At 53.5% G+C, this 22,497-nt stretch carries 25 protein-coding genes and 2 pseudogenes; 9 read left to right on the top strand and 18 right to left on the bottom strand.

From position 1 onward, the window contains the following. Nucleotides 1–129: 129 nt before the first annotated feature. Both dddP and QZ280_RS07975 read left to right on the top strand, forming a co-directional pair. Complete coding sequence (gene dddP, locus QZ280_RS07980; protein WP_293442341.1) at nt 130–1,470, top strand: dimethylsulfonioproprionate lyase DddP; 1,341 nt, start codon at nt 130–132, stop codon at nt 1,468–1,470. Between the two features lie 95 nt (nt 1,471–1,565). Then, nucleotides 1,566–2,770: pseudogene (locus QZ280_RS07975) on the top strand (alpha/beta fold hydrolase). 60 nt (nt 2,771–2,830) lie between these two features. On the opposite strand, the gene QZ280_RS07970 reads toward QZ280_RS07975, so the two are convergent. From QZ280_RS07970 to QZ280_RS07960, 3 genes are all read right to left on the bottom strand, one after another. Further along, nucleotides 2,831–3,430, bottom strand: a complete 600-nt coding sequence (locus tag QZ280_RS07970; RefSeq protein WP_293442339.1) for a biotin transporter BioY — start codon at nt 3,428–3,430, stop codon at nt 2,831–2,833. Nucleotides 3,431–3,508: 78 nt separating this feature from the next. Continuing rightward, on the bottom strand, nt 3,509–3,925 hold the full coding sequence (locus QZ280_RS07965; protein WP_293442336.1) for a DUF6314 family protein: 417 nt from the start codon (nt 3,923–3,925) through the stop codon (nt 3,509–3,511). Then, on the bottom strand, nt 3,922–4,272 hold the full coding sequence (locus QZ280_RS07960) for a hypothetical protein (RefSeq protein WP_293442334.1): 351 nt from the start codon (nt 4,270–4,272) through the stop codon (nt 3,922–3,924). The genes QZ280_RS07965 and QZ280_RS07960 overlap by 4 nt, the downstream gene beginning before the upstream one ends. 84 nt (nt 4,273–4,356) lie before the next feature. Between QZ280_RS07960 and purB the strand changes: the two genes are divergently transcribed. The 6 genes from purB (at nt 4,357) to QZ280_RS07930 (ending at nt 8,074) form a co-directional block, all read left to right on the top strand. Continuing rightward, on the top strand, nt 4,357–5,658 hold the full coding sequence (gene purB, locus QZ280_RS07955; RefSeq protein WP_293442331.1) for an adenylosuccinate lyase: 1,302 nt from the start codon (nt 4,357–4,359) through the stop codon (nt 5,656–5,658). 46 nt (nt 5,659–5,704) lie between these two features. Continuing rightward, nucleotides 5,705–5,881 (top strand): hypothetical protein, encoded by a 177-nt coding sequence (locus QZ280_RS07950; protein ID WP_365734394.1) that lies wholly within the window; start codon nt 5,705–5,707, stop codon nt 5,879–5,881. Nucleotides 5,882–5,949: 68 nt separating this feature from the next. Next, the gene (locus QZ280_RS07945; protein WP_293442470.1) at nt 5,950–6,258 is read left to right on the top strand and encodes an SH3-like domain-containing protein; all 309 of its coding nucleotides are present in this window, start codon (nt 5,950–5,952) and stop codon (nt 6,256–6,258) included. Then, on the top strand, nt 6,233–6,550 hold the full coding sequence (locus QZ280_RS07940; RefSeq protein ID WP_293442325.1) for an SH3-like domain-containing protein: 318 nt from the start codon (nt 6,233–6,235) through the stop codon (nt 6,548–6,550). The genes QZ280_RS07945 and QZ280_RS07940 overlap by 26 nt, the downstream gene beginning before the upstream one ends. Further along, the gene (gene nthA, locus QZ280_RS07935; protein ID WP_293442322.1) at nt 6,540–7,181 is read left to right on the top strand and encodes a nitrile hydratase subunit alpha; all 642 of its coding nucleotides are present in this window, start codon (nt 6,540–6,542) and stop codon (nt 7,179–7,181) included. Before QZ280_RS07940 ends, nthA begins: the two co-directional genes overlap by 11 nt. Before the next feature lie 32 nt (nt 7,182–7,213). Continuing rightward, nucleotides 7,214–8,074, top strand: a complete 861-nt coding sequence (locus QZ280_RS07930; protein WP_293442319.1) for a lysophospholipid acyltransferase family protein — start codon at nt 7,214–7,216, stop codon at nt 8,072–8,074. Here the strand turns inward: QZ280_RS07930 and QZ280_RS07925 are convergent. After that, the gene (locus QZ280_RS07925; protein ID WP_293442316.1) at nt 8,071–8,760 is read right to left on the bottom strand and encodes a DUF1223 domain-containing protein; all 690 of its coding nucleotides are present in this window, start codon (nt 8,758–8,760) and stop codon (nt 8,071–8,073) included. The two genes, QZ280_RS07930 and QZ280_RS07925, sit on opposite strands and share 4 nt — an antisense overlap. 224 nt (nt 8,761–8,984) lie before the next feature. Between QZ280_RS07925 and acnA the strand changes: the two are divergent. Beyond that, nucleotides 8,985–11,635: pseudogene (acnA, locus tag QZ280_RS07920) on the top strand (aconitate hydratase AcnA). A gap of 115 nt (nt 11,636–11,750) precedes the next feature. Here acnA and QZ280_RS07915 read toward each other — a convergent pair. The 14 genes from QZ280_RS07915 to QZ280_RS07850 all read right to left on the bottom strand — a co-directional run bounded on the left by QZ280_RS07915 (nt 11,751) and on the right by QZ280_RS07850 (nt 22,447). Next, entirely contained in the window at nt 11,751–12,290 is a 540-nt protein-coding gene (locus QZ280_RS07915; protein WP_293442313.1) for a DsbE family thiol:disulfide interchange protein, read from the bottom strand. After that, nucleotides 12,283–12,435, bottom strand: coding sequence for a heme exporter protein CcmD (gene ccmD, locus QZ280_RS07910; protein WP_293442311.1), 153 nt, complete (start codon nt 12,433–12,435; stop codon nt 12,283–12,285). The genes QZ280_RS07915 and ccmD overlap by 8 nt, the downstream gene beginning before the upstream one ends. Further along, nucleotides 12,432–13,160, bottom strand: a complete 729-nt coding sequence (locus QZ280_RS07905; protein WP_293442308.1) for a heme ABC transporter permease — start codon at nt 13,158–13,160, stop codon at nt 12,432–12,434. The genes ccmD and QZ280_RS07905 overlap by 4 nt, the downstream gene beginning before the upstream one ends. Before the next feature lie 41 nt (nt 13,161–13,201). After that, nucleotides 13,202–13,858 carry a heme exporter protein CcmB gene (gene ccmB, locus QZ280_RS07900; protein WP_293442305.1) on the bottom strand — a complete coding sequence of 219 codons (657 nt, stop codon included), beginning with the start codon at nt 13,856–13,858 and terminating at the stop codon, nt 13,202–13,204. After that, on the bottom strand, nt 13,855–14,472 hold the full coding sequence (gene ccmA / locus QZ280_RS07895; protein ID WP_293442302.1) for a heme ABC exporter ATP-binding protein CcmA: 618 nt from the start codon (nt 14,470–14,472) through the stop codon (nt 13,855–13,857). Before ccmA ends, ccmB begins: the two co-directional genes overlap by 4 nt. Further along, nucleotides 14,472–14,831, bottom strand: a complete 360-nt coding sequence (locus QZ280_RS07890) for an Mth938-like domain-containing protein (protein WP_293442299.1) — start codon at nt 14,829–14,831, stop codon at nt 14,472–14,474. Before QZ280_RS07890 ends, ccmA begins: the two co-directional genes overlap by 1 nt. A gap of 6 nt (nt 14,832–14,837) precedes the next feature. Next, nucleotides 14,838–15,590 carry a sulfite exporter TauE/SafE family protein gene (locus tag QZ280_RS07885; protein ID WP_293442296.1) on the bottom strand — a complete coding sequence of 251 codons (753 nt, stop codon included), beginning with the start codon at nt 15,588–15,590 and terminating at the stop codon, nt 14,838–14,840. Then, entirely contained in the window at nt 15,583–16,554 is a 972-nt protein-coding gene (gene secF, locus QZ280_RS07880; protein WP_293442293.1) for a protein translocase subunit SecF, read from the bottom strand. The genes QZ280_RS07885 and secF overlap by 8 nt, the downstream gene beginning before the upstream one ends. A 1-nt stretch (nt 16,555) precedes the next feature. Beyond that, entirely contained in the window at nt 16,556–18,217 is a 1,662-nt protein-coding gene (gene secD, locus QZ280_RS07875; protein WP_293442289.1) for a protein translocase subunit SecD, read from the bottom strand. Nucleotides 18,218–18,257: 40 nt separating this feature from the next. After that, the gene (gene yajC, locus QZ280_RS07870) at nt 18,258–18,545 is read right to left on the bottom strand and encodes a preprotein translocase subunit YajC (protein WP_009830964.1); all 288 of its coding nucleotides are present in this window, start codon (nt 18,543–18,545) and stop codon (nt 18,258–18,260) included. A gap of 325 nt (nt 18,546–18,870) precedes the next feature. Beyond that, nucleotides 18,871–19,563 (bottom strand): nitroreductase family protein, encoded by a 693-nt coding sequence (locus QZ280_RS07865; protein ID WP_293442285.1) that lies wholly within the window; start codon nt 19,561–19,563, stop codon nt 18,871–18,873. A gap of 3 nt (nt 19,564–19,566) precedes the next feature. Continuing rightward, a complete protein-coding gene (locus tag QZ280_RS07860; RefSeq protein ID WP_293442282.1) occupies nt 19,567–20,325 on the bottom strand; it encodes an aspartate/glutamate racemase family protein in 759 nt (252 codons plus the stop codon). Then, the gene (locus QZ280_RS07855; protein WP_293442280.1) at nt 20,322–21,461 is read right to left on the bottom strand and encodes a Xaa-Pro peptidase family protein; all 1,140 of its coding nucleotides are present in this window, start codon (nt 21,459–21,461) and stop codon (nt 20,322–20,324) included. Before QZ280_RS07855 ends, QZ280_RS07860 begins: the two co-directional genes overlap by 4 nt. Then, nucleotides 21,461–22,447 carry a pyridoxal-phosphate dependent enzyme gene (locus QZ280_RS07850; RefSeq protein WP_293442277.1) on the bottom strand — a complete coding sequence of 329 codons (987 nt, stop codon included), beginning with the start codon at nt 22,445–22,447 and terminating at the stop codon, nt 21,461–21,463. The genes QZ280_RS07855 and QZ280_RS07850 overlap by 1 nt, the downstream gene beginning before the upstream one ends. Nucleotides 22,448–22,497: the final 50 nt, after the last annotated feature.

Below are 22,497 nucleotides of genomic sequence, written 5' to 3'. Positions count from 1 at the left end.
CTGTTAGCAAAGCCGCCCCGCCCCGTCACCTGCCGAGTGGTGTTCAAAAACGACGCTTTCCAACGTCGCAGGCATGCATGCCAGCCGCCGAAACCCTTCGCATGATGAAGCGAACCGGAGGGCCAACACTTGAACCAGCACTACCGCGACGCGCGCAAGATTGATCCAAACCAAGGCGCGACCCTTGGCGATGGCACCCCCAATGACAACAACCGAATCGAAATTGGCCCAACGCAATTAGCCTTTGATGAATGGCGCGCGGCAGGGTTGGAGCTGCCCAATCTCGCACGCATGCGGGAGTATCGCTGGAAACGTCTAACTCAACATATCGTGGATCGCGGCTATGGCGGGCTGTTGATGTTTGACCCGCTCAACATTCGCTACGCCACCGACAGCACAAATATGCAGCTTTGGAACACCCACAACCCATTTCGCGCAGTGCTGCTTTGTGCAGATGGCTATATGGTGATTTGGGACTACAAAAACTCGCCTTTCCTCAGCGAATTCAATCCGTTGGTGCGTGAGCAACGCTCTGGTGCTGATTTGTTTTACTTTGATCGCGGTGACAAAGTGGATGTCGCAGCCGACGTTCTATCCAACGAAATTCGTGTGCTAATAGAAGAGCATGGCGGCAACAACAAACGCCTTGCCGTAGATAAGATCATGCTGCACGGCTTGCGCAGCCTTGAAGCGCAAGGCTTTGAGATCATGAATGGCGAGGAGGTTACCGAAAAGTCCCGCGCGATCAAAGGTCCAGATGAAATTCTCGCGATGCGTTGTGCCAATCATGCCTGTGAAACCGCCTGCGTCGAAATGGAGACCTTCGCGCGCGAAAATGTTCCCAATGGTACAACGTCAGAAGATGACATCTGGGCAGTCTTGCATGCAGAAAACATCAAACGCGGCGGTGAATGGATCGAAACCCGCCTGCTCGCCTCTGGTCAGCGCACGAATCCGTGGTTCCAAGAATGCGGCCCACGTATCACACAAAACAATGAGATCATCGCTTTTGATACGGATTTGATTGGTTCATACGGGATCTGCATCGATATCTCGCGCACATGGTGGATCGGTGATCAAAAGCCGCGCCAAGACATGATCGACTGCATGCGCCACTCGCATGACTTTATCATGCACAATATGTCCCGGCTCAAGCCCGGTGTAATGATCCCCGATCTGATTGATCAATGTATGGAACACCCTGCCAAATACAAAGCCCAGCAATATGGTTGCATGATGCATGGGGTTGGCCTGTGTGATGAATGGCCGCTGATTGCCCATAAAGATCACTATGTTCCGGGATCTTTCGAGTACCCGCTCAAAGCCGGCATGGTGCTTTGCGTTGAGGCGGCATGTGGTGAAGTTGGTGGCGATTTTTCGGTCAAGCTGGAGGATCAGGTGCTGATCACCGAAGATGGATTTGAGAATTTGACCAGATATCCTTTCGATCCGGTCTTGATGGGCGAATAACGCGTTCGATCACCTCCGCGCGACACTGTTGTAACACATTTTTCCTTTGGCACACAAAAGCCCCACCCTAGGAGCCAGCACTAGGATTCTGCCCCATGCCCACTGAACGCCTGACCTTCCCCGGCCATTCCGGCCACGACCTTGCCGCGCGGCTTGATATGCCGGACGGGCCCCATTTGGCGACCGCGCTGTTTGCCCATTGCTTTACATGTTCGAAAGATATTCCCGCCGCGCGCCGCATCGCACGGCGTCTTGCAAATTAGGGCATCGCCGTTTTGCGTTTTGATTTCACAGGTTTGGGCCATTCCCAGGGGGAGTTCGCCAACACGACTTTCTCCTCAAACGTGAATGACTTGAAAGCGGCCTCAGCCATGCTTGCACAGCGTGGCATGTCCCCAAGCCTGCTCATCGGGCACTCGCTGGGCGGGGCTGCAGTGCTGAAACTCGCGCCAGAGCTTGAAGGGATCAAGGCCGTCGTCACCCTTGGTGCGCCTTATAATCCATGGCACGTGACCCATAATTTTGGTGGTGCTTTGGATGAAATCGCAGCCAATGGCAAAGCAAGCGTGAATCTTGGTGTGCGCCCCGTTACTATCGGGCAAAGTTTTGTTGAGGATGTGAGCGCCGCGAATTTGAGGGATGCCATCACCGCTTCAAAAGCCGCGTTGCTAGTGATGCATGCACCGCTTGATACGCTTGTTGGCGTCGAAAATGCGACAAATATCTTTGTTGCTGCTCAGCATCCCAAAAGCTTTGTGACGCTAGATGATGCGGATCATCTCATAACCAACCCCGACGACGCCTGTTATGCTGCAAGTGTGATTGCGTCCTGGAGCACACGCTATCTTAAGCTGGCGCGTCCTGCGCCGCCGATCGGCACACCCGAAGGGGTCGTGCGCGTGCGAGCGGCCGATCCCCGCGGATTTTTGCAAGATGTCTATGGCGGCTCAAACCACCACACGCTTGCCGATGGGCCACTTGCCTATGGCGGAACCAATCGCGGTATGTCGCCTTATGGGTTCTTATCGGCGGCCCTTGGAGCATGCACATCCATGACGTCTCGCATGTATGCTCGCGCAAAGGATGACCATTGAAAGACGTGTCTGTCGATGTAAGCCACGACAAAGTACACGCGCAAGACAGCGGGACTTTGGACAAGTTAGATGCGTTCAAGCGAGTGATCACGCTTACCGGCACTCTGGACGATGCTCAACGCAAACGATCGCTAGAGATCGCAGATAAATGCGCTGTTCACAAAACATTAGAGCGTAGCTCTGAAGTGGTGACTGAACTTTCTTAAAAAGATAAAGGGCGCTGCAATCCCTGCAACGCCCTTTCCAGATTACTTTAAGGGGATAGCTTAACCGCGTGCACGGCCTACCATTTTCCATGCCAATGGCAGGATAATCCCGGCCATTACTAACTTTAGAACATCGCCCAGCAAGAAAGGTGTCAAACCCCACTGTAAGATCGGCTTGTCCCAGCCATAAAGCATGCCCAGCCAGATCAGGCCCGGCACATAGATCAAGACGTTGCCCAGCAACATCGCACCCGCCATTTTAGGCGCGGAGCGATCCCAACCAGCGCGGGCCAATGTACCAAGCGCAAGAACCGCCAGAACGTAGCCAACAAGATAGCCGCCTGTGCCGCCCATCATGTAGGTCAGGCCAAAGTTCTCTGCGGACGAGCCTGCAAAAATGTCAAAGCCAAGCGCACCGATCAACATGTAGCCAAGAATAGTCACAAGACCCAAACGCGCCCCGTAGGCCGCGCCCATCGTGAGTACTGCGAAGGTGCCCATGGTCATCGGGACCGGAAACATCGGAACTTTGATTTTCGCGGCAATCGCGAGGAAAGCGATGCCCGCCATGACCAAAACGGCCTTCTTCAAAAGCAGCTGCGTGCCCTCTTGTGGCGCGAGCACCTCGCTTAAAACTTTGTTGTTCAGAGACACGTTCATCTTTTTCTCCAGTCAAATTGAGTTGCAGCATATGTTCTTGGCTCTTCGCCAAGTGCAAGTGCAAAACCTCTTTTCGATCTATTGTGCCAAAGAATACTGCGTCTTCAAGACGTATTTCTTTTTTGGCCCGACCACGGACCAGGTTGAGCGCCAGCGCGGCCAGTCGGAGAAATCATAGGCAACGTCATATTGGTCAGGATCACACCAATGCGCGGCTTGCGCCGTTGCTTGCAATTCCAACCGATGGAAAAACCGCCCGTCTTCAAAAAAGAGATCAACGCTGGATTCTTGTGCGCGCCAAAGATAGCGGCGCTCTGCAACCATCGGCTTGGCACCTTGCATCTGCAAGTGCCCAGTCTCCGCATAAAGCCAGCAATCGCCCTGGTTTGATATCTCAGCACGGCCTGAAAACGTCGCCGTTTGATATGTCAACGCATCCTCAATGACACGCGACACTTGCCACTGGCCCAAAAAATCTTGCGGTTCCAATGTCATTTGCGGATGCATCCATCCGTGATGTCACCATGTTTTCCCGTAAAGCGAATGTGATCGCCTGCACGAAGCACCCAGTAACAATCCCAAAGATCGCGCGGCGGCCATTGGCTACAATATTGATTACCCTCGACGCGCCAATTGCCCCAACTGTCTGCCCCAGCGTTATAAAGCGTCTTCCCGCTCGCTCGGAAGTCTTGCCAAGCAAAAGCATAGTCCAAGGTTATTCCAGTCAATACTTTCTCGATTTCTACGCCATTCAATTCTTGCCAACCCTTTTCCTGATCTGCTGAGCAAAAATTCGCAAGCGCGAGAAGCATGGCAGCACCAAATAGGCCAAAAAGTCTCATATCGCGCTCCTTGCTTGAACCAAAATCAACACCAGACTAAGAGAGCGCAACTTCAGCTGAAAGTCATGAAAAGGACAATCGCGCATGATCCCTCGTTATTCCCGCCCCGATATGGTCGCTATTTGGTCGCCAAAAAGCAAATTCCGCATTTGGTATGAGATCGAAGCCCATGCTTGCGACGCTATGGCTGACCTCGGTGTGATCCCGCGCGAAAACGCGCAAGCAGTGTGGAAAGCCAAAGACGTCGAATTCGATGTGGCCCGCATTGACGAGATTGAAGCAGTCACCAAACACGACGTGATCGCTTTCCTTACACATCTGTCCGAGCATGTGGGCTCCGAGGAAGCGCGCTTTGTGCATCAGGGAATGACCAGTTCCGACGTCCTCGATACCTGCTTTAACGTGCAGCTTGTGCGCGCAGCAGATATTTTGATTGAAGACACCAAAGGCCTGCTTGCAGCGTTGAAACGGCGCGCGCTTGAACATAAAAACACCATCCGCATCGGTCGCAGCCACGGTATTCACGCAGAACCGACAACAATGGGTCTCACCTTCGCGCGGTTTTATGCGGAAATGGATCGCAATCTTACCCGCTTGAAGGCCGCACGCGACGAGATTTCGACAGGTGCAATTTCCGGCGCTGTCGGCACATTCGCCAACATTGACCCTGCGGTTGAGGAACATGTTTGCGCGCAGCTTGGCCTCTCGCCAGAGCCTATTTCGACGCAAGTAATCCCACGTGATCGCCATGCCGCGTTCTTTGCTGCCCTTGGTGTTGTGGCCTCCTCGATTGAGAATGTATCGACCGAAATTCGCCACATGCAGCGCACCGAAGTGCTTGAGGCGGCTGAATTTTTCTCAATGGGTCAAAAGGGCTCTTCTGCGATGCCTCATAAGAAGAACCCGGTGCTGACAGAAAATCTCACAGGCCTTGCACGTCTTGTGCGTATGACTGTGGTGCCTGCGATGGAAAACGTTGCCCTCTGGCATGAGCGCGATATCTCGCACAGCTCGGTCGAGCGTAACATTGGCCCGGACGCGACCATCACGCTAGATTTCGCCCTCGCACGTCTGACCTCTGTGATTGATAAGCTTTTGGTTTATCCTGACAATATGATGGCGAACATGAACAAGTTCCCAGGTCTTGTGATGAGCCAGCGCGTCCTATTGGCCCTCACCCAAGCAGGTACAAGCCGCGAAGACGCCTATCGATTGGTGCAACGCAACGCCTTGAAAGTCTGGGAAACGGGCTGCGATTTCAAAGAGGAATTGCTGGCCGATGAGGAAGTCGTTACCGCGCTCGGCGCTGAACAAATTGAAGCTAATTTCGATCTTGGATATCACACCAAGCATGTGGACACGATTTTCAAACGCGTGTTTGGCTAAGGTTGGAGTACATGAATCAGTTGGCTGGGCAAACATTTCTGGCCGCATGGCCGATCAACTGAGAGAAGCTATTGAAGAGCGCGGCACAGTTGGCGAAGAAGACGGTAAAATCGTCATGGCTGAGGTGGTTGCAGGCCTGCGCGATCTCGCTCAAAGTGCGGAAATATTGATAATAGAAAGCGTCGAGCCACAGTCCATGTTATCTGCTGAGCGATCGCCCTAGACAGAAGATTTATGCTTTGTTAGCGTTTCGGTATGGATACACAAACCGATGGCCGTAGATGGCATGATATGGGCGGGCAAGACGCCGGACCCATCTCTGACGATCAGCATGATTTTTCGCTTTGGGAGAAACGTGTCGACGCTTTGATGATTTTGTGCAGCGGCAAAGGGTATTTCACCGTCGATGGCCTACGGCGCGTTTTGGAAGACATGGGCGAAGAGGCCTTTGAGACTATGAGCTACTATGAGCGCTGGATTGCCTCCATCAACCAAAACCTGATCGAAAGTAGCGCATATACGACCGAAGAACTAGCTACCAAAATGGCCGAGGTCGAAGCACGCGGCACAACATATGGGGACGCAAGCCTTGGTAAATGATCCATTTGCAGTTGGCACAAGTGTGCGCATTCGCCCTTTTATGCCCCCGGGCCATGTCAGAGCACCCGTCTATTTGCGCGGCAAAACTGGTACGATCGAGCGCGCAATTGCGCCATTCAAAAACCCAGAGCAACTCGCCTACGGCTTGCCTGCCAAAGAACACATGCTCTACCGCGTGCGATTTCGTGCTGGCGATGTTTGGGACAAGGATGCAGAAAACCCTGACGATATGATCGAAGCTGAAATTTACGCACATTGGATCGAGAAAATGGACCAGTCCCATGCCGCATGATCATCACGACCATGTGTCCCCCTCTGGCCATCCCTACCGCGCTGACGACGACACGCCGCTAAGCTATTGGCAGACCATGGAAATTGCCGTTCGCGAACTATTGGTTGAAAAAGACATCACCACCGCAGAGGAAATCAACACTCAAATCGACGCGATGGATGCGAGATCCCCAGCCATTGGCGCAGCTCTCGTTGCGCGCGCTTGGTGTGATCCTGAGTTCAAGACACAACTTCTCGCCGATGCTTCTGCCGCAAGCCGTGAAATGGGCTTTGATATCGGACCGATGCACTTGATCGCGCTTGAGAACACAGCCGACACTCATAACATTGTCGTCTGTACCCTGTGTTCTTGCTATCCGCGCAATCTGCTGGGTCTGCCGCCGGATTGGTATAAATCGCGCGCCTATCGATCGCGCACTGTCAAAGAACCGCGCAAAGTGCTGTCAGAATTTGGGGTCAACTTACCAAATAGTATGCCCATTCGGGTCCACGACAGCACCGCAGATATGCGCTACTTTGTCATTCCCATGCGCCCTGATGGCACCGAAGATCTGTCACAAGACGCCCTTGCCGCATTGGTCACACGGGATTCGATGATCGGAACAGGTATCGCAACTGCGCCAATCACTTGAGCCTTTTGGCCAAGCCCAGTAAAGCGCTCTCTATGAAACGCGTTTCTCAATATATCACTAATCTTTTTCTGCGTGGCTTGATTGGTCTTGCGCTTAGCCTGCCTTACACGACGCGAGTGCGCTTGATGGGCTGGTTAGTTCAAAATATCGTCTCGCCACTTGCAGGCTATCCCAAACGCATTCGCGCGAACCTTGCTCATGTTCTGCCTGACCTAAACGACCAAGACATTGCGCAGCTTTGCAAAGATGTGCCCAATAATGCGGGCCGCACTTTGATCGAACTTTATTCAGGCGAAGATTTTGTTGCGCGCGCCATACAATCAAAAATCACTGGCCCAGGGTATACAGCGCTGAAACAAGCGCGTGCTGAGGGTCGTCCAGTCATCCTCGTCACTGGTCACTTCGGCAATTATGACGTCAGCCGAGCAGCTTTGATTGCCAAAGGCCACAACATGGGCGCGCTCTATCGGCGTATGTCCAACCCGTATTTTAACGAACACTACGTCAAATCAATCTCGACCATTGGCACCCCGATGTTTGAACAGGGTCGAAAGGGCATGTCGCAAATGGTCCGTCATATCAAGTCGGGTTCTGTACTAGGTATTTTGACCGATTTACACGCTTATGGCGGCAGCAAGCTCAACTTTTTCGACAAACCTGCAGTCACGTCATTGATCACTGCAGAGCTTGCATTGAAATACAATGCTGCCCTGATCCCGATCTACGCCATTCGGCAAGAGAACGGGTTAGATTTTGAAATTACAGTGCAGGCCGAAATTCCACACAGCGATGCAGAGGCCATGACACAGGCGGTAAACGACGGTCTAGAAGTCTTGATCCGCGAGAATATGCACCAATGGTTCTGGATTCACCGTCGCTGGAAGAACACTTAGTTCAAGGCAGCCGCCGCTTCGATTGGCCCATGATCCGCGCGTTGGATCAGCACTATAATCGGACCCTTCCCAGCGTTTTCCGCGAATGACAAAGGCGCTTGGCCATCCCACTTCTTAACAGTTTTGAAGTCAGACACGACGTTGACATAAGTGATCGTTCTACCCGCGTTCTCACCCCGCTTAATCGCAGACGTCCGCTTGCTCGTGTAGCTCACAAATTTCACTTCGTATTTTGCGGGACGTCGCGCAGTTGCAGCAATCGTGATCTTCCCGCCCGTGCGCACAGCTTTCATCACAACATCTTTCTGCGATCTTGAGTGCTTTGCAATCATGTCAGCCACATCCATCGGATGCGTGCCTATAACCGAATCCTCGCCTGCAATTATCATTTGCGGCGTATACACAGTGCGACGACCACCCGCTGCCGCATAAGAGCGTTGACGCGCAGCATTCTCAGGACGGCCGAATTCATCCTTCCAGCCGATATAATCCCAATAATCCACATGCATGGACAATGCGATCACATCGCTGCGCGCTGAAAGTTTGTGCATCAGCGAGTCCGCGGGCGGGCACGAAGAACAACCCTGTGAAGTAAACAATTCAATAACAACAGGCTGGTATTGCGCATAAGCAGTCCCAGAAAGACCGATCCAAAGTGCAGCAATGAGTTTTGATAGCTTTTTCATAAGGATCGATTCGTATAATTCGTTGCGTTAGATCCTAGATAGAAGCAATGCATTGAAATGACTAATCACCCTTTTGCGAGAGATGCGCGAGCATCCGTAACACTCTGGCTTCAATTTTCCGCAATTTCAGTGTGCAATAGTATACACTGCTTTTGTTTGCGCTGCCATTATAGGGCAATTTGCGCCCAAAATCATTCGAATTTGGACCCAAAAAAGAGACAGATATGCCCATCACAGTCGGTAAGGACACCAGAAACACCTGCAAGGATCTCAAGGTTGGCAGCGCATCCGTCGCTTATTATTCCATCCCAGCCGCAACAGACGCGGGCCTTGGCGATTTCACCAACTTGCCCGCCGCGCTTAAAGTGGTGCTTGAAAACAGGTTGCGCTTTGAAGATGGCAAGACGATTTGCGTTGACGACATCAAGACGTTCGCCGAATGGGGTGCGAAAGGCGGCAAGAGCCCACGCGAGATTGCGTGTAGCCCTGCCCGCGTTTTGATCCAGTATTTCAAGGGTGTTCCAACTGTTGTTGACCTCGCGGCGATGCGCTTAAGTCACTCGGCGGTAACCCACAAAAGATTAACCCGCTGAACCCTGTTGATCTGGTCATCGACCACTCTGTAATGGTTGACGAATTCGGCAACCCACGCGCCTTCAAAATGAACGTGGATCGCGAGTATGAGCGCAACATGGAGCGTTACACATTCCTAAAGTGGGGTCAGTCTGCCTTCTCTAACTTCCGCGTTGTGCCTCCGGACACAGGCATTTGCTACCAAGTGAACCTTGAGTATCTCAGCCAAACGGTTTGGACTGACGTTAACCAGAACGATGATGAAGTTGCCTACCCTGACACGCTTGTAGGCACAGACAGCCTCGCGACCATGGTGAACGGTGCAGCTGTTCTCGGTTGGAACGTTGGCGGGATCGAGGCGGAAGCGTCCATGCTCAGCCAACCGATTTCCATGTTGATCCCAGAAGTCATCGGCTTCGAACTGATGGGCACAATGATGGAAGACACGACAGGAACGGACCTTGTTCCTATGATCGTTGAGATACTGCGCGAAAAAGGCGCCGTTGGTAGGTTTGTTAAATTCTACGGCAAAGGCCTCGACTCGCTACCGCTCGCGGATGGTGCGACGATTGCGAACATGGCGCCGGAGTATGTCGCGACCTGTGGTTTCTTCCCAATTGACGGCGAAACACTGCGTTACTTGCGTACAACAGGCCGCGACAAGGACCGCATTGCATTGGTTGAAGCATACGCAAAAGAGAACGGTTTCTGGCGCGGCGACGACTATGCACCGAACTACACGGACACATTGAGCTTCGACATGGGCATAATCGTTCCTGCGATTTCGGGTCCCAAAGGTCCACAAGACTATGTGGCGTTGACAGGCGTCAAAGGAAGCGTTCCGCAAAGAAATGGAAGAGACCTTCAAGCGTCCAATGGGAAAAGAAGTCGAAGTCGCTGGCCAAGGTTTTTCGATGGAGAGAGGCAAAGTTGTCATCGCCTCCATCACGTCTTCCACCAACACATTCAACCCATACGTGATGATCGGCGCGGGTCTTGTAGCCCGCAAAGCGGTTGCTTTGGGTCTGAACCGCAAGCCTTGGGTGAAAACATCCCTTGCTCCCGGTTCTCAAGTGGCGACCGCCTATTTTGAGACGGCGGAGCTTCAGGACGATCTGTATGCTCGGCTTTAGCCTTGTTGTATATAGCTGCACGACCTGCATCGGCAACTCCGGCCCGCTTCAGGAAGATCTGAACAAAATCATCCATGAGGGCGATCTCGTTGCAACATCGGTTCTCTCTGGAAACCGCAACTTGAAGGTCGCGTCAGCTCAGATGTGCGCGCAAACTACCTCGCCTCACCGCCCCTTGTTGTGACGTATGCGATTGCGGGTACTATGGACATCAACCTCGCAACTGATCCAATCGCACAGACTGCGGATGGCAAAGGCGTTTACTTGAAAGACATCTGGCCCTCGACGCAAGAAGTCGCGGAGTTGGTCGAGCAGACGGTCACTCGCGAAGCGTTCCAGACGATTTATGCGGACGTATTCAAAGGCGACGAAAAGTGGCAGGGCATTGGCATCACCGAAGCCGAGACCAATAATTGGCCACCGGCATCGACCTACATCCAGAACCCACCCTACTTCTAAGGTATGAGCAAAGAGCCAGGCAAGATTACCTACATTGATGGTGCAAAAGTTCTGGCGCTGTTGGGGGATATGATCACAACGGACCATATCTCTCCTGCTGATACTTTCGTTGAAAGCTTTCCTGCGGGTCAGTATTTGACGAGTCACCAAGTGCTAGTGCGCGAGTTCAACTCCTACGGCTCGCGCCTTGGTAAACACGAAGTCATAATGCGCGGCACATTCGCCAACATTCGTATCAAGAACTTAATGCTCAATGGTGTTGATGTTGCGCAAACCTCGATCTTTGACACGGCAATAGCCCATCAGGAAGCGGGCACGCCACTGGTTGTCTTTGGTGGTGAGTAGTACGCGCGGGATCATCCCGTGACTGGGCCGCCAAAGGTACAGCGCTTTTGGATATGAAGGCTGTGATCGCGGAAAGCTTTGAGCGTATTCACCGCTTCGACCTTGTTGGTATGGGGGTGATCCCATTAGAGTTCACGGGTGGCGACAGCCGTAAATCGCTTGGCCTTACGGGTGATGAGAGCGTGTCTATCTCTGGTCTCGATACGATTAAGCCTTTGCAAGAGGTGCCTTGCACGATCACAATGGTGGATGGATCTGTCAAAGAGATCACGTTGAAGTGCCGCATCGATACCGCGATCGAGATCGAATATATCGAGCACGGTGGCGTGTTGCACTACGTTCTGCGCGACCTCGCGGCTGCGTAGAACGTGCAAAAAGAGTGTTGGGAAGGGGGCTGCTTCTGAACGGCTCTTTTTTTAATAGAGCGCTGCGTTTTTTGAGAGTGTAGATGAGTTTAAAGAACGAGATAATGCGGCGGAATTATTTGCCTAAAGCTTTGTTCAATTCTGGCAGGAAACGCTGCTCATAGTCGCTGCCAATCAACGGGCCTGCGAAACGGTATAGCACTGTACCGTCTTCATCGAGGATGAAGGTTTCTGGCGGGGCTGTTACGCCCCAATCAATCGCAGTGCGCCCTTGTGGATCAAACGCCACTACTTTGAACGGATCACCATCGTCTCGAAGGTATTTCGACGCCGCGAGAGCCGTGTCTTTGAAATTGACACCAATGATCGGGTACGACTCTGCAAGTTCGAGCAGTTTGGCATGCTCGGCACGGCAAGGTGGGCACCAGCTGGCCCAGAAATTTACCAATGTGACCTCACCATTTGCCAAGTCGGCTTGGGTCACGGGCGCGAAACCTTCTAATTCGGAAGCAGTTTCAATCTGTGGCGCAGGTTGGCCGACAAAGACAGATTCTAATTCGTCTTTCCCCTCACGGTACATGCCGGCGTAAAACAAGGCAGCTAGGCTGAGGAAAATCGCCGGTGGCGCGATCATTAAAGGGGATATCTTAGCCATTGCGGCGCTTCTCCACCTCTTCAAGTGCGGCTTTGGCGCGGCGTGATTGCCAAACGCTGAGCACAACAATACCAATCAGCAACACAATGGAGGCAGCATAGGCGCTCAGCACCGCATCCGCATATTTTCCAAGATCCGGCATCATCCCATGCGCTCCCGTGCGAGAAGGGCCGATGTGCGGCGCGCGCGGATTTCTGTGCGCGTGCGTAGCAAAACCAGCACCACGAATAAAAGTACAAAGCCCGCGATACAAAACAGCAAAGGTTGGTAGAACACATCCGCCACGTTCTTTTCTTTATCAAGCGAAAGAGACGCGCCTTGGTGCAGGCCTTGGTTCCAGAAATTAACCGCGTAGCGCGACAAGATCGCAAAGACTGAGCCAACCAGACACAGGATCGAGGTGAGGTCAGCTGCTGTATCATTGTCTTCAATCGCCGCCCAAAGCGCGATGTAGCCAAGATAGAACAGGAATAAGATTAGGAATGAGGTCAGGCGCGGATCCCATGCCCACCATGTGCCCCACATGGGTTGTCCCCAGATCGCACCTGTGACGAGCGCGATCAAAGTCATCACTACGCCAATCGGGGCCGCCGCTTTGGCCGCGAGCGCGCTGACATGATGACGCCGGATGATCCAAACGAGCGAGGTCACTAACATCATCATCCAAACGTTGATTGCCATCAGCGCAGACGGCACGTGCAGATAGATTATTTTCACAGTAGAGCCTTGGCGAAAATCATCAGGTGTATAGAAAAACCCCCAGACAAGGCCAATCACAAGACAGATCCCCGACAGCCAAGCCGCCCACGGCAAAATGCGACCCGAAAGGGCCATGAATTTCACCGGATTTGCGTATTCCCATAAAGACATATTGCTGATGTATCCCTTAGGCGTGACGGCTTCAATTCACTTTAACGAATGTTTACGCGCAATACTGCGGCAGAGGCAAAAGGTAGCAGTGCAATCACCCCGGATGTTATCCCCGCAAGCATGAATAAGGGCGTCGATGTCTCAAGCCCCTGTGCGCCGCGCCGCGCCGCTTCTGCGCCGTAGATCAAGGTCGGCACGTACAGCGGCAGCACCAGAAGTGACAATAGCAAGCCGCCGCGCTTGATGCCTACAGTAATTGCCGCACCGAAGGTCCCAATCACGCTTAGCGCAGGCGTTCCAAGGAGCAGTGACAAGACAAGCGGTACATATCCCGCGCTCGGCAGGTTCAAGAGCAGTGCAAAAAACGGCGCGGCAATGACCAAAGGCAGTCCTGTTGTCAGCCAATGCGCCAATGCTTTGATGCTCACAGCCGCCTCCATCGGGAGCGGAGCGCAGGCAAGCAAATCGAGCGTGCCATCCTCCCAGTCCAGCGCGAGGATTCGATCAAGCGACAAAAGGCAGGCCAACAAAGCACCAAGCCACAAAATGCCGGGTGCGATTTCAGACAGAAGCTCACTTTGCGGGCCAACGCCAAACGGCACCAGCACTGTAACTATCAAAAAGAACGCGAGACCAAGGCCAAAGCCACCCCCTGCCCTAATCGCAAGCCGTAGATCGCGAATAAGGAGCGCTTTCACAAGAACCCCTCCATCGCATCATCGACCGAAATCGGCACGCGCGCTTTAAAAGGCGCGACGTCCAAAATGTCAGCGTCCAGACCCAGGTCAATATGCGTTGCAATCAGCGCGAGACCGCCGGCTTCAAGATGCGCGCAAATCGCAGCTGCGAACATCGCAACCGCATCAACGTCCAAAGAAACCGTCGGCTCATCCAAAACCCAGATCGGGCGTGCAGAAACTAAGAGGCGCGCAAGCCCAAGGCGACGTTTTTGCCCCGCAGACAGCGCACCCGCGGGACGCAGCGCCAGCGGTTGCAATGCAAAGGCATCCAAAGCGCCATTGATATCGCCTGTGCCGAAAACGGCAGCCCAGAATTCCAAATTCTCTCGCACAGTGAGGGCCTGCTTGATGCCATCTGAATGAGCCGCGTAAGCGATGCTGTCTTCAGGCGTATCAATCGAACCGTTCAACGATGGTTGCAGCCCTGCAATCGCACGTAGAAGCGTAGTTTTGCCGATCCCATTAGGGCCACGCAGGATCAGTGCAGTTCCTGCCTCAACGCGAAAGGTGAGGCCTTCAAGCACCGCGATACCACCACGGGCAACGCCTAAATCTTGAACCGCCAGATGCACTACTTTGTGACCGGAAGCAGGGCCGCAGCAACGCGTCTGCCATCATTGATCAACACATTGTATGTGCGGCACGCGGCCGGTGAATTCATCGCCTCTGCACCAAGGCTCGCGTCGTCCAGCTTCTGGCGAAACTCTTTCGGAAGATACGCCACCTCATCCCCCGTCCCGATGAAAATCACATCGATCTCGCCTGCCATCGCAATCAAACTGTCCGCATCTTCATAGCCGCCCCAAGGGCGCGCGCCTGTCGCGGTGACGATCATCGGCGCTTCAATCACTTCGCCTGCGATTCGAAAAAAACCAGGGCCATAGCCTTCAACAGGCTTGGCGTCGTCAAACTCGATTTCAGTCATGCGCATGTTGCGTCACCCCCAGATTGGTAGCCCCCGCACCGCGGAGATGCCGATGATGATATAAGCCACTCTCCTGTAGAGCGTCTCGCGCGCGGGGTCAAAGAGCGCGGTGCCCATCACCGTGCCAAGTGCAACGCAAGGCACTAGGATCAAGCCTAGAATGATCGCTTGCGTGACCAGCAAACCTTGGAGGCCCATAACCACAAAAATGATCACATCAAAGCCCAGCAAAAACAGCATGATCGTCGCGCGAATTGTGCTCGGCGCATGTGAGCTGGCCATATAGAACAAAATGACCGGTGGCGCTGCTAATCCGGCCGCACCGCCAAGCAAGCCACCACCCGCCCCGACACCATATACATTGGCTGGCGTTAGTCGCCCCGAATAGCGCAGGCCAAGCACAAGAAAAGCAAGCAAGAATAGTGTCGCGATGGAGACGACATAGCGAAACATATCAGCGTCAAAGCGACTAAGCAGCCAAACGCCTAAAACAGTTGTAACCGCTGCCGCTGCGATAAGCCGTTTCAAATCGGGCCAATCCGCTTCGCGTATCGCGCGCGGCACCGCTGGCAATGGGCCAATTAAATCCATCACCACCAACGTCAAAATCGCCGAAACCGGATCAAGAAATTGCCCAACAACAGGGAGATAGATCATCGCGGTGCCAAATCCCGCAAAGCCACGCACTGTGCCTGCAAGCAAAGCCGCAAGGCAAATCCAAATCAGCCCTTCGGTTTGAAGGACTGATGTCAGAAAATCAGGCATCAATATTCGCAAATTGCGTGCCCGCGTTGGCGTCTGGCTTGTTGGTCCAGTCGCGCTTAACGCCAAGGAACAGCAGGATCGCGGAGGCCACAAAAATGGAGCTATACGTTCCTACGATTACACCCCAGATCATCGCAAAGACGAAGCCACGGATCACATCCCCACCCAACACGAACAACGCAATCAGCGCCAAAAGCGTGGTGACAGAGGTCATGAACGTCCGGCTCAGTGTTTCATTGATAGATATGTTGAGAAGCTCTTTGAGGTCTTTCTTCTTATACTTGCGCAGATTTTCACGCACGCGGTCAAACACAACCACCGTATCATTGAGCGAGTAGCCAACAATCGTCAGTAAAGCTGCGATAATCGCAAGGTCGAATTTGATCTGGAGCGCTGAGAAAATGCCAATTGTGAGGATAACATCGTGCACCAATGCGGCCACTGCGCCCAAGGCAAACTGCCACTCGAATCGCAGCCAGATGTAGATCAATACCGCCGCAATTGCGAGGATCACCGCAATTGCCGCTGTCTGGATCAATTCGCCAGACACCTTTGGGCCAACGGATTCGACGGAAACGAATTTGATATCAGGGGCAATGACTTGCAGGGCAGTTTGCACCTCGGCGATGAGGTCAGACTTAACAGCTTCTTGGCCTTCTTGCGTCTCGATACGCACCATTGCGACGTTTTGATCTGCTTCAAACGTGGGATCAAACACCTCTGAGATTGAGATATCTCCTAGCCCTAACGGTGCCATCGCATCGCGGTAAGCACCAACGTCTATTGGCGTCGTGCTTTCGGTGCGGATTGTTGTGCCGCCTTTGAAATCAATACCGTAGTTCAGGCCCTGATAGAGGAAGGACGCAAACCCGACGACCATCAGCACCAAAGAGAGCCCGATCCACATTTTAGAACGCGAGAAGAAATCAAATTTTGTGTCTTGTTTGACCAGTCTTAGGCGCATCTCACACCTCCAGTGTTTTGGGGCGTTTACGTTCAAACCACATCACAACAATCAAACGCGTGACGAAGATGGCGGTAAAGACCGATGTGAGAATGCCAAAGCCAAGCGTGATCGCAAAGCCGCGCACAGGGCCGGAGCCCATAACGAAGAGGATCACGGCCGTGATAAACGTAGTAAAGTTCGCGTCAATAATCGCGCTCAGCGCTTTTTCATACCCGAGATCAATCGCACGCGCGGGTCCTTTTGACGACTTCAGCTCTTCGCGGATCCGCTCAAACACCAGCACATTGGCGTCCACTGCCATACCGATGGTCAAAACGATGCCCGCAATACCCGGCAAGGTAAGCGTCGCACCCACCATGCTGAGCAATCCAAAGATCAGACCAACGTTGATGATAAGTGCTATATTGGCGAAAATGCCGAATGTGCCGTAGCTTAGGAACATAAAAATCAGCACAGCCGCAAAGGCGACGATGCAGGCCACTTGCCCCGCCTTGATACTGTCCGCGCCCAGCTCTGGTCCGATGGTGCGTTCTTCAAGAAATTCTAGCCCCGCAGGCAGGGCACCCGCACGCAACAGAACCGCGAGATTGGTTGATTCTTCGACGGTAAAGTTCCCCGTGATGATACCAGACCCACCTGGAATGTGGCTTTGGATCACGGGCGCAGAAATCACTTCGCTATCAAGAACAATCGCAAAGGGACTGCCGATATTTTCGGCTGTGTAGTCGCCAAACTTGCGCGCCCCTGTCGGATTAAATCGAAAATTGACTGCAGGACGTCCGTTTTGATCAAAGGCTGGCTGCGCATCAACCAATTCTTCACCGGTCACAACAGGCGCGGATTCGAGCGTGTAAAATGCGCCCTCTTCATCCAAGGACGGAACAATTTCATTGCCCAGACCCGCACTCGCATCAGGGTCCGAACCGCGACCCACAACAGGTTGAAAGGTCAATTGCGCGGTTGTTCCGATGATCGCTTTCAGTTCTGCAGCAGAGCCTATGCCCGGCACTTGGATCAAAATGCGGTCCGTGCCTTGGCGCTGGATCGTTGGCTCACGCGTGCCCACCTCATCGATACGGCGGCGAATGATTTCAAGAGACTGCTGCATCGTGCGCTCATCCGTGGCGCGTTTTTCAGCCTCTGACAGGCGGATGGTGAGAACGCCATCATCACTGCTGACTTCGATGTCGGACGCTCCAACACCGGAGAGCGACACAACCTGTTGTGCGAGACCACGCACGACTTCCGAGGCGCGCGCTGTGCCCTCAGGTTCGGAAATACGCACTTTTAATTCGTCGCCAGCAGAGGGCTGCAAACGGATCGTGCCAATTGTCGCGCGCTCTGGACGCAACGCATCGCGCACTTCGGGCCAGAAAGCTTTCATGCGCGCAGAATAGACGTCCTGCACTTTGACTTCGGCCAGCAGATGCGCTCCCCCACGCAAATCCAAGCCCAAGTTTACAAGGCCAGAGGGCAAGTAGCCCGGCCATTGCCCCGCCATTGCATCGCGTTCCGGTGAATTGCCAGACACTTCGATTGCGGCGAGTGCATCGTTTTGCTGTTCAACTTTGGAGTAAAAGGCATTCGGAAGCGCCAGTAGCAATCCGAGCGCACAAACCGCCCAAATAACCACCCGTTTCCACAGGTCAATTTGCAACATCTGTCAGGCCTTTCACACCATCCAGCCGCAGCGCGTTCGTTTACGCGGAGGCAGGCTCTGTTTTGTTGATCACATTGGTGATCGTGGACTGAACAACGCGGACTTTCACGCCTTCTGCCAGCTCGACCTCGATCTCGTTGTCATCTTTGACCTTGGTGACTTTACCAATGAGCCCGCCCTGCGTGATCACCTGATCCCCGCGTCGCAGCGCTTCCACCATTTTCTGGTGCTCTTTCAGCTTTTTCTGCTGAGGGCGGATAAGCAGGAAATACATGATCGCGAAGATCAAAATAAGCGGAACGAATTGGCCGAGTGCGCCAGCATCCATGTGGAATATCCTTTTTGAAATTGGCTTGTCGCGCAAGCACGTCTAAATTTGGCCAGAACCTATGATCACTCACAGAGCTTTGCAATGGCCTGCGAACAGGTTTGAGACATTCCAACAACTGTAGCTATGCGGTCACTGCATAGCGGACATGCTGCACTTGCAGCATTTTCTGCCTTGATAACGAGCACTGCGCACATTATTTAAGCTACACGAGGATGACGATGGTGCTGAGGTACCTAGCCCTTGTACCTCCCTGTTGGACTTCGGCCGAGCTTATGCTCGGCCTTTTTTTTGGCCAATCGTGATTTGCTTACATCCCTTATTTTCAATCATAAATCGACATGATTTTAGCTAAGGGCTTTTTCATCTTTGCAACACCGGGCACTGTTGCGTCCTCGGACGGATGACCAACCGCTAGAATCATCACGGGTTTCTCCGACGCAGGCCGTCCAAGCAGCCCGTTCAAGAACTTCATCGGATTCGGCGTGTGGGTGAGGCAAGTCAGCCCTGCATGATGCAATGCAGAAATCAAAAAGCCCGTTGCAATGCCCACACTTTCAGGCACGTAATAGTTTTTGTAGCGCGTGCCATCGTCAAACTCGCCCCAGCGCTGCGCAAAAATCACGATCAACCACGGCGCAATATCCAAATGCGGTTTATGTGCATCCGTGCCAATCGGTTCCAACGCTTTGATCCATTCATCGTTGCACCCACCCGAATAGAACTTTTTTTCCTCTTCCTCAGAGGCCAGTCGGATTTGATGCTTCACCTTTGCATTTGAAATTGCAACAAAATGCCATGGCTGATGATTGGCCCCCGATGGCGCAGAGCCTGCAGCCGTTATCGCCGCATCAATCACCTCTTGGGACACAGGTGCGTCACAAAAATCGCGCACGGAGTGGCGTTTTTGCATGTAAGCAAGGTGGTCCTGAACTGCGCTCAAGCTCTCCTGCTCCGACAGGTCCACCCGATCTGGCAAATCCGTTGCGGAATAGTCAAGTTTCTCGCGCGAAAACATGGTTCATTCTCCTTCGTCAAATTGGGCTTGCCAAAGAGCGGAGTTTCTTTGTTTCGCTTGGGTCCCCGCCAAACCCATAAGGTGCCAGAAGAAGGCTTGATTGGACGAGAGTGCTGGTTTGCGAATGCCCCCTTCGACATCTTTCAGGATTTCAATCGTGCGCAGGTTCGTGCAGCTCATAAACACAGCCTCCGCGCCCTTGTCTTTCCCGAGCATAATCGCAGCATCGCGAATAGAGGCCGGATCAATCCGCGCAACCTTCGTTTCAACTGGTTCATTGAACGTCCCAAATACAGGCGTTTCAATACCTTGCGCACTTAAAGCACTGCGCAGACTTTCACTAACCACTTCGGTGTAGGGTGTTAAAAGCGCAAGCTTGCTGATGCCAAGTGCCGAGCAGGCTGCGACAAGTGCCGTGACAGGGTTGGTCACATGCGCCGTGCTGCAACCCATCTCTATCATTTCAGCGACACGATCTGAGCCAATGACACTCGATGCAGACGTGCATCCATATCCCACAACATCGAAATCCACCGTCTTTGGCAAAAGCCCCGCAGCACGCGGTAAATCAGCCTCCATCGCGGCAAGGCTGTCGTTCGATACTTCCGACGCACTTGGAATACGCGACACGAACGTTGCGATGTCATCGTCTGGTAAGACCCGCCGTAATTCCGCCTCCATCGTCTCATCAGATTGCAAGACGATCAAACCAATCCGCCCGTCCGTGCCGATTTGCGGCGCAAGTGTATAGGGCAAACTCATGTATCAAGTCGCATCACTTGCGCAGAAGGTGCAGGAGACAAACGTTCCCATCCCGTATTCGTCACCACATAGTCATCCTCATGCACCATAAGGCCAGCACCACCTGACACGGACACAGCGGGTTCTAATGTGATCACCATGCCCGCCTCCAACACCGTGTGATCATCCACAATGAACGACAACCCTTCGGTCAATTGCAAGCCAAGCCCATGCCCCAAACGCCCCGCACTTTGGCCCCCTGCACCACCTGTGCAGACTTTATCCATCGCGTGGAAGATGTCGGCAGCTGTCGCGCCTGCTTTAAGCACGGCTTCGCCTGCTAGGGTCGCTTCCATCAGCTTGTCATACGCGCGCGCAATCGAGTTGCTTGGCGTGCCAACACTAAAGTTGCGATCAAAATCACTGAAATAGCCGTTACGAATGAGGCCTGTGTCCAACATCAAGACCTCGCCCACTGCCAACGGATCATCACTGGCAGTAGAGATCACATCATCATAGCCATCGTGGCCTTTGCCACCAGAAAGATAGGGCACCCAATCGGCACCCTCCTCCAAGCAGAGAATTTGAAACCCACGAAACACATCACTCAACGACGACCCTGCGCGCGCTTTTTCGGGGACGCGCGCAAAAGCACGTCCGGCGATCTGGCAAGCCTCGCGTATCGCATCCACTTCGCGCGGCGATTTCACCATCCGCGCAGCGCGCATGACCTGCATGTCAGTGCCAATCTCGATCTCTTCGCGCAGCTTGATCCAATCGCCAAGTGGCATCCTCAAATGGCTCTCGATCCCATGCGGTGTGCCAATGCGACCCGCACCTGCCACCTCGCGCAAGCAATCGCGCAGAAGCGAGATGCCATCGTCCTGATAATCAGGCGCAGACCATGTTCGGATGTCCTCAACAACAGAGCGCGACATCAGTTCAGCGCCAATCGACGGGATCACAGCGATGGGCAGTCCATTTATGGGCAAAACCAGGAACCAAGGGCGAGTCGGGCTTTCCCAAAACCGCGTAAGATAGCCGGTGAGGTAGCGAATATCCGCCTCTTGCGTCAGCAATAACGCCGACAGGTCGTGCGCGACCATGCGGGTTTGCACACCTTTGATCCTTGTCAGGAATTCAGCCCTGTCGAACATTAGGCACCCTCGCTCAAGATACACAAAACACTGGCGTCACTTGGTAGGTCACTTAGTAATGCCGCCGCTACCCCAGCCGCGCCTGACGTACTGGAGGCAAGGGCGACGTCAGCGAGCTTGGGCAACACAGCAAAAGCTTCCTCTTCAGAAATCAATACAATTTCATCTGCATCGTGCGAGAGCCCCTTGAGTGCGATAAGCGACGCTTCTTTGCAATCGAGCCGTCCCATGTCCGAGACTGGTCCGCTGGCGGGTACGAAGGCCCCTGCTTTGATCGAATCGTAAATGGCGGGTGCGAATTCAGGCTCGACCACCGTGATCTTCGGCCCGTCACCCCAAACATCGCGGAACAAGGCGGCGCATGCACCCGCCAATCCGCCAACGCCTGCTTGCAAAAAGATATGTGTCGGTTCTTCCATTTGCTCTGTGCATTCTGCGGCCATCGCAAGATAACCTTCCATCAAGCGCTGCGGCAGATCGAAATACCCATCCCACGAGCTGTCAGAAAGCAAGGTCCAACCGTTGTCTTTAGCCGCTTTCTGCGCGCCTGCCATGCTCGCTTCGTAGTCGTCACCCTCGATGACAACGTCAGCGCCCTTTTCACGCAAACGATCCGCAAAATCGCTTGGCACGGTCTTGGCCAAATAAATGACAGCCTTAGCACCAAACACCTTGGCACCTGCGGCCACCGATATACCGTGGTTGCCCGCACTCGCCGTTATATACGTGCGCCCATCAAGCGTGCCGTGCTGGGATTCGTGCGCGATCACGTAGGCCGCCCCTAAAGCTTTGAAACTGCCCAAGCCCATGCGCCCGCGTTCATCTTTGATGTGCAGGCCAAGCGCGCTCACCATTGGCGTCACGCTATGTACTGGGCAGCGATCAAGCAGCGCGCGCGACGCGTCGGCATTGACCGAAGGCACAGGCGCAGTCTCTAGCCCAACGCTGATCCCCTGCCTGCGATATGTGTTTTGCAAAACCTGCATGAGATCCCCCCTAAGAATGTGTGCCACATCATTGCAAAAACCGCGCTGCG

The sequence above is a fragment of the Planktotalea sp. genome, assembly GCF_018607995.1.
Classification (GTDB): Bacteria; Pseudomonadota; Alphaproteobacteria; order Rhodobacterales; family Rhodobacteraceae; genus Planktotalea.
Note: the sequence above shows the minus strand (reverse complement) of the source record. Positions and strands in the feature narration are given on the sequence as shown.

Coding starts and splice junctions, on each gene's coding strand:
- QZ280_RS07930 (WP_293442319.1), top strand. CDS start 7,214: ATGAAACGCGTTTCTCAATATATCACTAATCTTTTTCTGCGTGGCTTG.
- QZ280_RS07970 (WP_293442339.1), bottom strand. CDS start 3,430: ATGAACGTGTCTCTGAACAACAAAGTTTTAAGCGAGGTGCTCGCGCCA.
- secF (WP_293442293.1), bottom strand. CDS start 16,554: ATGCGCCTAAGACTGGTCAAACAAGACACAAAATTTGATTTCTTCTCG.
- QZ280_RS07960 (WP_293442334.1), bottom strand. CDS start 4,272: ATGAGACTTTTTGGCCTATTTGGTGCTGCCATGCTTCTCGCGCTTGCG.
- QZ280_RS07885 (WP_293442296.1), bottom strand. CDS start 15,590: ATGCCTGATTTTCTGACATCAGTCCTTCAAACCGAAGGGCTGATTTGG.
- QZ280_RS07945 (WP_293442470.1), top strand. CDS start 5,950: ATGGGCGGGCAAGACGCCGGACCCATCTCTGACGATCAGCATGATTTT.
- QZ280_RS07865 (WP_293442285.1), bottom strand. CDS start 19,563: ATGTTTTCGCGCGAGAAACTTGACTATTCCGCAACGGATTTGCCAGAT.
- QZ280_RS07925 (WP_293442316.1), bottom strand. CDS start 8,760: ATGAAAAAGCTATCAAAACTCATTGCTGCACTTTGGATCGGTCTTTCT.
- QZ280_RS07940 (WP_293442325.1), top strand. CDS start 6,233: ATGGGGACGCAAGCCTTGGTAAATGATCCATTTGCAGTTGGCACAAGT.
- secD (WP_293442289.1), bottom strand. CDS start 18,217: ATGTTGCAAATTGACCTGTGGAAACGGGTGGTTATTTGGGCGGTTTGT.
- QZ280_RS07965 (WP_293442336.1), bottom strand. CDS start 3,925: ATGACATTGGAACCGCAAGATTTTTTGGGCCAGTGGCAAGTGTCGCGT.
- QZ280_RS07855 (WP_293442280.1), bottom strand. CDS start 21,461: ATGTTCGACAGGGCTGAATTCCTGACAAGGATCAAAGGTGTGCAAACC.
- QZ280_RS07950 (WP_365734394.1), top strand. CDS start 5,705: ATGGCCGATCAACTGAGAGAAGCTATTGAAGAGCGCGGCACAGTTGGC.
- QZ280_RS07915 (WP_293442313.1), bottom strand. CDS start 12,290: ATGGCTAAGATATCCCCTTTAATGATCGCGCCACCGGCGATTTTCCTC.
- QZ280_RS07850 (WP_293442277.1), bottom strand. CDS start 22,447: ATGCAGGTTTTGCAAAACACATATCGCAGGCAGGGGATCAGCGTTGGG.
- purB (WP_293442331.1), top strand. CDS start 4,357: ATGATCCCTCGTTATTCCCGCCCCGATATGGTCGCTATTTGGTCGCCA.
- nthA (WP_293442322.1), top strand. CDS start 6,540: ATGCCGCATGATCATCACGACCATGTGTCCCCCTCTGGCCATCCCTAC.
- ccmD (WP_293442311.1), bottom strand. CDS start 12,435: ATGATGCCGGATCTTGGAAAATATGCGGATGCGGTGCTGAGCGCCTAT.
- QZ280_RS07890 (WP_293442299.1), bottom strand. CDS start 14,831: ATGCGCATGACTGAAATCGAGTTTGACGACGCCAAGCCTGTTGAAGGC.
- QZ280_RS07860 (WP_293442282.1), bottom strand. CDS start 20,325: ATGAGTTTGCCCTATACACTTGCGCCGCAAATCGGCACGGACGGGCGG.
- QZ280_RS07905 (WP_293442308.1), bottom strand. CDS start 13,160: ATGTCTTTATGGGAATACGCAAATCCGGTGAAATTCATGGCCCTTTCG.
- yajC (WP_009830964.1), bottom strand. CDS start 18,545: ATGGATGCTGGCGCACTCGGCCAATTCGTTCCGCTTATTTTGATCTTC.